The organism is Clavibacter rahimiani, assembly GCF_052654495.1.
Genome location: NZ_CP199790.1, coordinates 1578252 through 1589982, shown reverse-complemented (window position 1 = coordinate 1589982; position 11731 = coordinate 1578252). Strand labels below are relative to the sequence as shown.

Annotated in this window: 10 protein-coding genes; 4 read left to right on the top strand and 6 right to left on the bottom strand. The window is 74.4% G+C overall.

All coding sequences use genetic code 11. The features are described 5' to 3' along the window. Nucleotides 1-9 precede the first annotated feature (9 nt). A complete protein-coding gene (locus tag ACT7CP_RS07575; RefSeq protein WP_191148983.1) occupies nt 10-576 on the bottom strand; it encodes a YceI family protein in 567 nt (188 codons plus the stop codon). A 186-nt stretch (nt 577-762) separates the two neighbouring features. On the opposite strand from ACT7CP_RS07575, the gene ACT7CP_RS07570 reads away from it, so the two are divergent. After that, nucleotides 763-1740: an NAD(P)H-quinone oxidoreductase gene (locus ACT7CP_RS07570; RefSeq protein ID WP_445443960.1), complete on the top strand. Its 978-nt coding sequence runs from the start codon at nt 763-765 to the stop codon at nt 1738-1740. Here ACT7CP_RS07570 and ACT7CP_RS07565 read toward each other — a convergent pair. From ACT7CP_RS07565 to ACT7CP_RS07555, 3 genes are all read right to left on the bottom strand, one after another. Then, on the bottom strand, nt 1737-3182 hold the full coding sequence (locus tag ACT7CP_RS07565; RefSeq protein ID WP_445443959.1) for an MFS transporter: 1446 nt from the start codon (nt 3180-3182) through the stop codon (nt 1737-1739). The two genes, ACT7CP_RS07570 and ACT7CP_RS07565, sit on opposite strands and share 4 nt — an antisense overlap. A gap of 55 nt (nt 3183-3237) precedes the next feature. Continuing rightward, nucleotides 3238-3972, bottom strand: coding sequence for an esterase/lipase family protein (locus tag ACT7CP_RS07560; protein ID WP_445443958.1), 735 nt, complete (start codon nt 3970-3972; stop codon nt 3238-3240). 64 nt (nt 3973-4036) lie between these two features. Then, on the bottom strand, nt 4037-4984 hold the full coding sequence (locus tag ACT7CP_RS07555) for an alpha/beta fold hydrolase (RefSeq protein WP_445443957.1): 948 nt from the start codon (nt 4982-4984) through the stop codon (nt 4037-4039). A 114-nt stretch (nt 4985-5098) separates the two neighbouring features. Between ACT7CP_RS07555 and ACT7CP_RS07550 the strand changes: the two genes are divergently transcribed. Continuing rightward, nucleotides 5099-6217 carry a histidinol-phosphate transaminase gene (locus ACT7CP_RS07550; protein WP_445443956.1) on the top strand — a complete coding sequence of 373 codons (1119 nt, stop codon included), beginning with the start codon at nt 5099-5101 and terminating at the stop codon, nt 6215-6217. 36 nt (nt 6218-6253) lie between these two features. Here the strand turns inward: ACT7CP_RS07550 and ACT7CP_RS07545 are convergent, their stop codons facing one another. Continuing rightward, entirely contained in the window at nt 6254-7183 is a 930-nt protein-coding gene (locus ACT7CP_RS07545) for an SDR family NAD(P)-dependent oxidoreductase (RefSeq protein WP_445443955.1), read from the bottom strand. Beyond that, the gene (locus tag ACT7CP_RS07540) at nt 7180-9720 is read right to left on the bottom strand and encodes a DEAD/DEAH box helicase (protein ID WP_445443954.1); all 2541 of its coding nucleotides are present in this window, start codon (nt 9718-9720) and stop codon (nt 7180-7182) included. Before ACT7CP_RS07540 ends, ACT7CP_RS07545 begins: the two co-directional genes overlap by 4 nt. An 85-nt stretch (nt 9721-9805) precedes the next feature. On the opposite strand from ACT7CP_RS07540, the gene ACT7CP_RS07535 reads away from it, so the two are divergent. Both ACT7CP_RS07535 and ACT7CP_RS07530 read left to right on the top strand, forming a co-directional pair. Continuing rightward, nucleotides 9806-10090 (top strand): hypothetical protein, encoded by a 285-nt coding sequence (locus tag ACT7CP_RS07535; RefSeq protein ID WP_445443953.1) that lies wholly within the window; start codon nt 9806-9808, stop codon nt 10088-10090. Between the two features lie 60 nt (nt 10091-10150). Further along, nucleotides 10151-11698 carry an SDR family NAD(P)-dependent oxidoreductase gene (locus tag ACT7CP_RS07530; protein WP_445443952.1) on the top strand — a complete coding sequence of 516 codons (1548 nt, stop codon included), beginning with the start codon at nt 10151-10153 and terminating at the stop codon, nt 11696-11698. Nucleotides 11699-11731 lie beyond the last annotated feature (33 nt).

Here is an 11731-nt window from a genome sequence, read left to right as displayed (position 1 = left end):
CGGTGGGCGCTAGGCCGCGGGGGTCGCGAGGACCGCCTGGATGTCGAGCGTGATGGTGACCTTGTCGCCGAGCAGCACGCCGCCGGTCTCGAGGGCCGCGTTGTAGGTGAGGCCGAAGTCCTCGCGGTTGACGACCGTGGTCGCCGTCGCGCCGAACTTGGTCTGGCCGTACGGGTCCTGGCCGAAGCCGCCGAACTCGACGTCGAACGTGACGGGCTTGGTGACGCCGCGCATCGTGAACTCGCCGTCGATCTTCGCGTCGCCGTCCTTCTCCACGCGCACGGCGGTGGAGACGAAGTCGATGGTGGGGTGGTTCTCGGCGTCGAAGAAGTCGTTGGTGCGGAGGTGCTGGTCGCGGTTCGGCTCGTTGGTGTCGATCGAGACGATGGTCGCGTGGGCCTTGACGGAGCTCTGCTCGGGGGTGGCGCCCGTGACGATCTCGGCGTCGAAGTCCTTGAACGTGCCCTTGACCTTGCTGATCATGATGTGGCGGATGCTGAAGCCGACGGAGCTGTGGGTCTTGTCGATGGTCCAGGTGCCGGCGATGTATCCGGGGACGGTCGTGGTGTCGCTCATGTTCGTGCCTTTCGTACGGGGTCGAGGGTGGAGGCCGACGGCCTCAGGGATATGCAAGCGCATGGATCCGACATCCATTCCCACATTTCGTTGCGAGTTCATGTATTCCTGACGGTGCCCGTCGCCCCCGTGCCCGGCGCCCGTCGCGCGTCCGTCCGCTCCGGGGCGCGGGCGTACCGTGGCGGGATGCGTGCCATCACCTTCGACTCCCCCGGCGGCCCCGACGTCCTCTCCCTCACCGAGCTGCCGGATCCGGTGGCGGGGCCCGGCGAGGTACTGATCCGCGTGGCCGCGGCGGGCGTCAACCGCGCGGACCTCAGCCAGCGCGAGGGCGCGTACCCGCCGCCCGCGGGGGCGCCGACGCACCTCGGCCTCGAGGTGTCAGGGACGATCGCGGCGGTCGGCCCGGGCGCGACCCGCTGGGCGGTCGGCGACCGCGTGTGCGCCCTGCTCGCGGGCGGCGGCTACGCCGAGCTCGTCGCGGTCGACGAGCGCCACGTCCTGCCCGTGCCGGACGGGCTCGACCTCGTCGAGGCCGCGGGCCTGCCCGAGGTCGTCGCGACCGTGTGGTCGAACGTCGTGCTCGACGCGGGGCTCCGGTCGGGCGAGACGCTGCTCGTGCACGGCGGGTCGAGCGGCATCGGCACCATGGCGATCCAGCTGGCGACGCGCCTCGGCGCCCGCGTGGCCGTGACCGCCGGCAGCCCGGCCAAGCTCGAGGCCTGCCGCGCGCTCGGCGCGGACATCCTCATCGACTACCGGCAGCAGGACTTCGTGACCGCACTCCTCGAGGCCACCGACGGGCACGGCGCCGACGTGGTCCTCGACGCCATCGCCGGCGACTACATCGACCGCGACATCCGCGCCCTCGCGCGCGACGGCCGGATCATGGTCATCGGCGCGCAGAGCGGCGCCCCGACGAGCATCGCCATCGGCCAGCTCATGGCCCGCCGCGGGCGGATCTGGGGCACGACGCTCCGGGCCCGCGACGCCGACGACAAGGCGCGCATCGTCGACGCCGTCCGACGGGACGTGTGGCCCGCCGTGGCCGACGGATCCGTGCGGCCCGTCGTCGACCGCGTGCTCCCGCTCGCGGAGGCCGCCGCCGCGCACGCCCGCGTGGCGTCGTCGCAGCACGTGGGCAAGGTGCTGCTGGCGCTCTAGCGGGCGCCGTCCGACGCGGGCGTCGGCGTCGGCGCGGGCGTCGGCGTCGGCGCGGGCACCGGGCGCCGCGAGCGGATGCCGACGAGCGACACCAGCCCGCCCGCGATGAGGAGCGCCGCCGTCACGAGCACCACCCGGTGGAAGGCCGCCACGTCGAGGTCGGGCCCGGCGACCAGACCGATCGCGGCGATCGCGACGAGGCCCGCGACGCGCGACACCGCGTTGTTCACGGCCGAGGCGATGCCCGCCTGCGCGGACGGCACGGCCTCGAGGATCGTCGAGGTCAGCGGCGCGACCGTCATCGACAGCCCCAGCCCGAAGACGAGGATGCCGGGCAGCAGCTGCCCCCAGTAGTCCACCGGCTCGGCCACGCGCAGCATGAGCAGGTAGCCGGCGCCCGCGACGATCGGGCCCACGCCCATCAGCAGCCGCGGCCCGATCCGCCCGGCCAGCGCCCCGAAGCGCGTCGACAGCAGCAGCATGATCACGGTCGTCGGCACGAGCGCGAAGCCCGCGGCCGTCGCCGAGAGCCCGCCCGTCTGCTGCAGGAACACCGCGATGACGAAGCCGCCGAGCGAGAGCGCGCCGTAGATGCCGACGGTCGCGATGTTGCCGACCAGGAAGTCCCGCTCGCGGAAGAGCGACAGCGGCAGCATCGGATGCGCGGTGCGCCGCTCGCGGAGCACGAAGAGCACGAGGCACGCGACGCCCACGACGAGGCTGCCCACCACGAGCGGGTGGCCGACGCCGAGGCGCGACTGCTCGATGAGCGCGAAGACGGGGCCGCCGATCCCGAGGGCGCCGAGCACCGCACCCGGCACGTCGACGCGCGTGCCCGCCGCCGCCGGCGCGTCGTGCGGCAGCCGGGCGAGGAGGACGAGGGTCACGACGATGGGCAGCACGTTGATCCCGAACACGAGCCGCCAGTCCAGCGCGTCCACCAGCACGCCGCCGAGGACGGGGCCGACGAGCATGGCCGTGCCGGTCCACGCCGTCCAGGATCCGATGGCCTTCGCCTGCGCGGGGCCCCGGAACGCCTGCGCGATGAGGGCGAGCGAGCTCGGCACGAGGAGCGCGCCCGCCGCGCCCTGGGCCGCGCGCGCGGCGATGAGGACGCCCGCGGTCGGGGCGACCGCGCACACGAGCGACGTGACCCCGAAGCCCACGAGCCCCCAGCGGAGCACGCGCACGCGCCCGAAGGCGTCGGAGAGCGAGCCGGCCAGGAGGATCAGCGCGCCGAGGGTGATGAGGTACGCGTCCACGACCCACTGCTGGACGACGAGGCCGCCGCCCAGGTCCTCGCCGATGGCGGGCAGCGCGACGTTCACCACCGTGCCGTCGAGGAACGCGACGAAGGAGGCGAGGATCGCGACGGCGAGGACCGTGCGGCCGCGTCCGTCGGCGGCGCCACCCGCCCGTGCGGGGGCGACGGGCTCGGTCATGTGCCCAGTATGCGGCCCGGCCGGGCCGCGGCCGGTCCACGCGGACGCGGGCGGATCAGGCGGGCGGTGCCGTCGAGGATCCGGCGCGGTCGATCGCGGCCTCGACGCGGCGCAGCACGTCCTCGTCGCCCATGATCCGGAAGTGGCCGGACGCCGCGACGCGCTCGTCCGTGGCGCCGTCGAGCGAGCTGCCGCCGGGGATGTGCGGGTCGAAGCGCGCGAAGATGCTGGTGATCCGGGCGTTCACCTCGCGCGACCGGCCGAGCTCCACGAGCGCGGCGTTCCGCGGCGAGAAGTCGCGGATGCTGCGGACGGGGAACAGGCGCGCGTACGAGGATCCGGCGAAGGGCGCGTTGATCGCGACCATGGCCCGGATGCGCCGGTCGGGGTCGCCGAAGGCCATCAGGTGCTTGCCGATGAGGCCGCCCTTGCTGTGCGCGACCACGATGACGTCGCGCAGGTCCTCGGCCTCGAGGTACGCGCGCGCCCGGCGCGACATCTCGGCGACGCGGCCGACGTTGGCGCCGAGCGAGCCGACCACGTGGACGCCGTGGCCGCGGGCGTGCAGGCGCCGGATGATCGGGAGCATGAACTGCCAGCGCTCGTAGACGCCCGGCAGCACGAGGATCGTCGGCCGGTCGTCGCGGCCGTCCTCGAACGAGGAGGCGTCGTCGCGGGAGAGCGTGGCGGCGGCCTGCCAGCGGAGGACGTACGCGTAGTCGAGCGCCCAGTCCCAGGCCTTGCGGAGGGCCGTCAGCGGCGGGAGGGCGTCGGGTCCGTCGGCGGTCACCGCTCCATCCTGCTCGCGTGCGGGCGGGACGGCCGGGACGCCGGTGGGCTCCGGGATCGGTTCGTCAGTCGACGCGGGCATGCTCGACGATCGCCCGGGCGACGCCCTCGGGATCCGTGAACATGACGACGTGCGGACCGCGGGCGACGTGCACGGAGCCGCGCGGGATGAGGCCCGCGAGGTCCTCCGCGAACGACCGGTCGACCACGGCGTCGCGATGGCCGACGACGACGAGCGTCCGCGCGCGGATCCGCCCCGCCCGGTCCTCGATGCGGTCGCCGATGAGGTGCGGCAGCTGCCGGAGGTAGTACGGGATGCCGCAGCGGAGGAAGTAGTCGCCGAGCACGACCGCGTTCGACATCAGCGGCTCGCGGAGCGTGTCCCGGCCGAGCGCGAGGCCGGCGCGGACGACGCCGCGCTTCCGCGGGTCGAGGGTGGGGCCGATGAGCACGATGCGGTCCGCGATCCCCGGCTGGTCGACGGCGAGCTGCGTGACGATCTGCGCGCCCATCGAGTGGCCGACGATGACGGGGTCGACGAGGCCGTGCATCCGCACGACCTCCGCCACGACGGCGGCGTGGTCGGCGAGCGTCACGTCGCGCCGGACCCGGGGCGACTCGCCGTAGCCGGGGAGGTCGACGGCGTAGACGTCGCCGTGCTCGGCGAGGAGCGCGGCGAGCGGGTGGAAGTACCGGGACGACACGCCGATCCCGTGCACGAGGACGAACGACGGGCGGCGGCCCGCGGCACCCGCGGCTCCGGCGCGGCCCGCGGATCCGATGCCCGCGGGAGCGCTCGACAGCGTGCGGCCGGCGTTGGCGCCCGCCGAGCGGAAGACCTTGATCGCGACGCGGAAGCCGAGGACCGTGCGGCGCTCGAGGTCGTGGTCCACGGGGATCGACCGCGACGGGTAGCGGGGCGACACGAGGAGCCAGCGCGGCGGGACGGACGCGGTGCGGTGCACGTCACCGGGTCGCCGGACGCGGGTGAGCCGGGCGAGGGGGGAGCGCATCCGATGACCCTAGCCGCCCGTCGCCGTGCGGACGCCCGGGTGCGCGTCGGCCGCGGGCGGCTCGCCCTCCCCCGCGATGGGAGGATGGGATCCCGCCGACCCCGAGGAGACCCGATGACGCCCGACTGGTCGAGGACCACCCTCGCCGACCTGCCCCTCCGCGACGGGATCCGCGGCGAGGAGCCGTACGGCGCCCCGCAGCTCGACGTGCCGGTGCTCCTCAACGTGAACGAGAACCCGTACCCGCTGCCCGAGGAGGTGGCCGTCGCCGTCAGCGAGGCCGTGCTCCAGGCCGCGCGCGGGCTGAACCGCTACCCCGACCGCGAGTTCCTCGAGCTCCGCACCGAGCTGGCCGACTACCTCACGGCCGACAGCGGCCTCCCGCTCGGTCCCGAGAACGTCTGGGCCGCGAACGGGTCGAACGAGGTGCTGCAGCAGGTGCTCCAGGCCTTCGGCGGCACCGACCGCGTCGCGCTGTCCTTCGCCCCGCACTACGCGATGTACCCCGAGTACGCGCGGAACACGCTCACCACGTGGGTCTCCGGCCGCCGCCAGGAGGACTTCACGCTCGACCTCGAGGACGTCACGGAGCTCGTCACGCGGCACCAGCCGAGCGTCGTCTTCCTCACCAGCCCGAACAACCCGACGGGCACCGCGCTGACGACCCGGGAGATCGAGCACGTGCTCTCGGTCGCGCCCGGCGTCGTGGTCATCGACGAGGCGTACGCCGAGTTCCGCCGCGAGGGCGTGCCGACCGCGATCTCGCTCCTCCCCGACCACCCGCGCCTCATCGTGTCGCGCACCATGAGCAAGGCGTTCGCGTTCGCGGGCGGTCGTCTCGGCTACCTCGCGGCTGCGCCCGCGGTCGTCGACGCGCTCCGGATCGTGCGGCTGCCGTACCACCTGTCCCGGATCACGCAGGTCAGCGCGACCGCCGCCCTCCGCCACCGCGGCGTGCTGCTCGCGCAGGTCGCGTCGCTCCGCGAGGAGCGGGACGGGCTCGTCGCCTGGCTCCGCGGACGCGGGTTCGAGGTCGCGCCGTCGGACGCCAACTTCGTGCTCTTCGGCCGGTTCCCCGACCGGCACGCGGTGTGGCAGGGGCTGCTCGACCGGGGCGTGCTGATCCGCGAGACGGGCCCCGAGGGCTGGCTGCGCGTCTCCGTGGGCACGCCCGAGGAGACGGCGGCCTTCCGCGACGCGCTCGACGACGTCCTCGGGACGCCCCGGGGCTGACCCGCGTCGGCCGCGAGCCGTCTCCACGGTCCGCGGTCAGGGCCGGAAGCGGATCCCCGTCGCGTCCTCGGCGGCCGACCACAGCTGCTCGGCCACCGCCCGCGAGCGGGCGTGCTCCGCGACGAAGGCGGGAGCAGGCAGGCCCTTCAGCTCGAGCGGCCCGGCCGGTCCCCAGAAGGCGCCGCCCGTGACGCCGTGGGCGGCCGCCGCGTGCGCCACCGGCCACGCGCCCGCGTCCTTGCCCTGCACGAGGACGCGCCCAGCCCCCGCGACGAGGCGGCGGGCGGCGGCGACGCCCCGCGGACGGGCGGTCGGATCCTGCGGCGGCGTGAGCGCGTCCACCGAGTAGCCGGGGTGCGCGGAGAGCGCGATGCGGTCGGATCCCGCGGCCCGCCAGCGCCGGTCGAGCTCGGCCGCGATCATCATGCAGGCCGTCTTCGACCGTCCGTACCGCACGAGCGCGGGCATGCGCCGCTCCCCCGCGAGGTCGCCGAGGTCGAGGGGCGAGAAGCGGTGCGCGAGGGATCCGAGCATCACGACCCGCCCGCCGGCCCGCAGCCGCGGCGCGAGGCCGGCGACGAGCGCGAAGTGCCCGAGCGCGTTCGTGCCCATGAGCTCCTCGAACCCGTCGACGGTCGTCCGCCGCCTCCGGGCCCGGCCGCCCGCGGGTGTCAGCCCGGCGTTGGCGACGACCGCGTCGAGGTCCTCGCGCACGGCGGCGACGCACGCGTCCACGCTCGCGAGGCGGGCGAGGTCGAGCGCGACGACGTCCACGTCGGCACCGGGCACGCGGGTGCGGACGGCCCGCGCGGCGGCGTCCCCGCGCTCGGCCGAGCGGCAGGCCAGGAGCACCCGGGCGCCCGCGCCCGCGAGCTGCGTCGAGGTCCAGAAGCCGATGCCGCCGTTCGCGCCCGTGACGAGGATCGTCCGGCCGGCGAGGTCGGGCAGGACGGGCGCCGCGGTCACGACAGGGTGCCCACGCGGGTCGCGCGCACGACGGCCTCCCCGGCCTCGTTCGACGCGTCGAGGTCGACGACCGCCTCGATCCCCCAGTCGTGGTCGCCCTCGGGGTCGTGCAGCGCCTGCCGCACGGTCCACTCGGTCGGTCCCTCCGTGATCGTGACGAGCGCCTGGCTGCGGGCGTCGCCGTCGGTGAGGATCCGGTCGTACTCGCCGAAGTAGCCGTCGAGCGCGTCGCCCCAGGCGTCCGCGTCGAAGCCGGCCGCGGCGTCGAGGTCGCCGAGCGCGTGCAGGTCCTCGCGGGCGGCGAGCTGCACGCGCCGGAACATCTCGTTCCGCACGAGGATCCGGAACGCGCGCGTGTTCGACGTGAGCAGCTTGGGCGCGGGCGGCAGCACGGGCGCGTCGCCCGGCGGCTGCGTGGGGTGGGACAGCTCCTCCCACTCGTCGAGGAGGCTCGAGTCGACCTGGCGCACGAGCTCGCCGAGCCACTCGATCACGTCGAGCAGCTCCTCGGTCTTCGCCTCGTCCGGGATCGTCTGCCGCATCGCGCGGAACGCGTCGGACAGGTAGCGGAGCACGAGGCCCTCGGAGCGCATGAGCCCGTAGAAGGAGATCAGCTCGCTGAAGCTCATCGCGCGCTCGTACATGTCGCGGACCACGGACTTCGGGCTGAGCGCGAAGTCGCCGATCCACGGCTGGCTGGCCGCGTAGGTCGTGAACGCCTGGTCGAGCAGCTCCTCCAGCGGCTTCGGGTGCGTGATCGACTCGAGCAGCTCCATGCGCTGGTCGTACTCGATGCCCTCGGCCTTCATCGCCTGCACGGCCTCGCCGCGCGCCTTGAACTGCTGCTGCGACAGGATCGGCCGCGGGTCGTCGAGGGTCGCCTCGACCACGCTCACCATGTCGAGCGCGTACGTCGGCGACTCCCGGTCGAGCAGCTCGAACACCGCGACCGCGAACGGGGACAACGGCTGGTTGAGCGCGAAGTCGGCCTGCAGGTCGACCGTGAGCGTGATCCGCGCGGGCCCGCCGTCCGGGTCCGCCTCCTGCTGCACGATGCCCGCGGTGCGGAGCGTCCGGTAGATCGCGAGGGCCCGGCGGGCGAGCGCGAGCTGACGGGCGCGCGGCTCGTGGTTGTCCTCGACGAGCGCGCGCATGTTCGCGAACACGTCGCCGCCGCGCGCGATGACGTTGAGCATCATCGCGTGGCTGACCTGCATGCTCGACGTCAGCCGCTCCGGCTCCGCGTCGATGAGCTTGCGGAAGCTCGGCTCGCCCCAGGAGACGAAGCCCTCGGGCGCCTTCTTCCGCACGAGCTTGCGGCGCTTCTTCACGTCGTCGCCCGCGCGCTCGAGCATCTTGATGTTCTCGGTCTCGTGCTCGGGCGCCTGCGCGACCACGGTGCCCGCCGTGTCGTAGCCGGCCCGGCCCGCGCGCCCCGCGATCTGGTGGAACTCGCGGGCGTTCAGCTGCCGCATCCGGGTGCCGTCGTACTTCGTGAGGCCCGTGAAGAGCACCGTCCGGATGGGGACGTTGATGCCGACGCCGAGGGTGTCCGTGCCGCAGATCACCCGGAGGAGGCCCTGCTGCGCGAGCTGCTCCACGAGCCGGCGGTACTTCGGCAGCATGCCCGCGTGGTGCACGCCGATGCCCGCGCGCACGAGCCGCGAGAGCGTCTTGCCGAAGGCGGTGCTGAAGCGGAAGGCGCCGATGAGCTCGGCGATCTCGTCCCGCTGCTCCCGGGTCACGATCTTGATGCTCGACAGCGCCTGCGCCCGCTCGAGCGCCGCGGCCTGCGCGAAGTGCACGATGTAGACGGGCGCCTGCTTCGTGTCGAGCAGCTCCTCGACCGTCTCCTGGACGGGCGTCACGGCGTAGTGGAAGAAGAGCGGGACGGGCCGCTCGATGCCCGTGATCCGCGCGGTCGGGCGGCCGGTGCGGCGGGTGAGGTCCTCGGCGAGGTCGGTGACGTCGCCGAGGGTCGCCGACATGAGCACGAACTGCGCGCGCGGGAGGAGCAGGAGCGGGACCTGCCAGGCCCAGCCGCGCTGCGGATCGGCGTAGAAGTGGAACTCGTCCATGACCACCTGGTCGACGGGCGTGTCCGCGCCGCCGCGGAGCGACCGGTTCGCGAGGATCTCGGCGGTGCAGCAGATGATGGGCGCGTCCGGGTTCACCGACGAGTCGCCCGTCACCATCCCGACCTGAGCCGCCCCGAACAGCTCCACGAGGGCGAAGAACTTCTCCGACACGAGCGCCTTGATGGGCGCCGTGTAGTAGGAGCGGCGGCCGCGGGCGAGGGCCGCGAAGTGCGCCGCGACGGCGACGAGCGACTTCCCCGTGCCGGTGGGCGTCGAGAGGATGAGGTTCGCGCCCGACGCGATCTCGAGCGCCGCCTCGTCCTGCGCCGGGTACAGCTCGATGCCCCGCGACAGGGCCCACTCGGCGAACGCGTCGTAGATCGCGTCGTCGGTCGCCCCGTCCACGGCCAGCCGGGCCGCCTCCTCGGTGAGCGTGGGGGCGAGGGCGGTGTCGGACATGATGCGTCCATCCTCCCCCACCCGCCCGCCCGGAGTTCTCCACAGGCGGCAGGATCCGCGGGGCGCCACCCCGTACGGTCGCCGGATGCCGTCCCTCCCGCTCGACCCGCGACCCGACCCCGCACCCGCCGACGCCGCGGCCGCACCCGCTCCCACCGACCACGTGCCCGCCGCGCACGACGACGCCACCGCCTCGCCCGCCGGCACGCCGACCGCCGCCCCGCGCGCCCCGGAGGCCGTCCCGGTCGACCCCGAGGCGGAGCGGGCGCGCTGGCGCGACCGCCGCACCGGGCTCATCGCCCTCGTGGTCGTGACGATCGCGCTCTGGGCGGTCATCGCGGCCGCGGTCGGCTTCGCCACCACCATGTAGTGGTGCGGGGCACTCCGGTCGCGGGCCCGGTCGGGCCCTGCGGCCCGGGTATCATCTCCTGTGCCCTCCGACGCCCTGCCCGACGACCCTGCCGCCCCCGCGGATCCCGTCACCCCCGCCGCCGACTCTGCCCCCGCCGCCGACTCTGCCCCCACAGCCGACGCGGCCATCGACCCCGCCGACCTCGCCGTCACGCTCCGCGTCCTCGGCTCGCTCGCCGACATCGACGAGGACCACCCCGACTTCGTCGCGGTCCGCCGCGCCACGGCGTCCATGTTCAAGTCGGTGAAGAAGGCCCGCCGCCTCGAGAAGCGCGAGGCCGTCGCCAGCGCCGACCGCGCGGTCGTCGCGGCCACCGCGACGGGCGCACCCGACCGCATCGACGACGAGACCCGCGGCATCCCCCTCGCCATCACGACGGCGGCGCCCACCGCGGGCACGCTGCTGCGCTCGCGCCCCTGCTACATCTGCAAGCAGCACTACACGCAGGTCGACGCGTTCTACCACCAGCTCTGCCCGGACTGCGCGGCGCTCAACCACGCCAAGCGGGAGGCGCGCACCGACCTGACGGGCATGCGCGCGCTCCTCACCGGCGGGCGCGCGAAGATCGGCATGCACATCGCGCTGCGGCTCCTCCGCGACGGCGCGCACACCACCATCACCACCCGCTTCCCGCGCGACGCGGTCCGCCGCTTCGCCGGCCTGCCGGACGCGCACGAGTGGGTGCACCGCCTCCGCGTCGTGGGTCTCGACCTCCGCGACCCCGCCCAGGTCATCGGCCTCGCCGACGCCGTCGCGGCCGCGGGCCCGCTCGACATCCTCATCAACAACGCCGCGCAGACCGTGCGCCGCTCCCCCGGCTCCTACGCCCCGCTGTCCGAGGCCGAGTCGGCGCCGCTGCCCGACGGGCCGATCCCCGAGCTCCTCACCTTCGGGCACACCAACGACGCGCACCCGGCCGCGCTGGCCGCGAGCGTCGCGGCGCACCCGATCCTCTCGACGGCCACCGGGATCACCGCGGCCGAGGTCACCGAGCTCGCGATGACCGCCGGGTCGTCCTCGCTCGCGCGCCTGGCCGCCGGCACCGCGATCGACGCGGGCGGCCTCGTGCCCGACCTGCACCACGCCAACAGCTGGACGCAGGTGGTGCACGAGGTGGATCCGCTGGAGATGCTCGAGGTCCAGCTCGCCAACGTCACGGCCCCGTTCCTGCTCGTCAGCCGGCTGCGTCCCGCCATGGCCGCGTCGACCGCCCGGCGCAAGTACGTGGTCAACGTCAGCGCGATGGAGGGCCAGTTCGCCCGCGCGTACAAGGGCCCCGGCCACCCGCACACGAACATGGCGAAGGCCGCGCTCAACATGATGACCCGCACGTCCGCCCGCGAGATGCGCGAGACCGACGGGATCCTCATGACGAGCGTCGACACCGGCTGGATCACCGACGAGCGCCCGCACCCCACCAAGGTGCGGCTCGCGGAGGAGGGCTTCCACGCGCCGCTCGACCTGGTGGACGGCGCCGCCCGCGTCTACGACCCCATCGTGACGGGCCAGGCCGGCGAGGACATCTCGGGCGTCTTCCTCAAGGACTACCGCGTCGCCGAGTGGTGACGCACGGGTCCTGACACGACGGGAGGGCCCGGC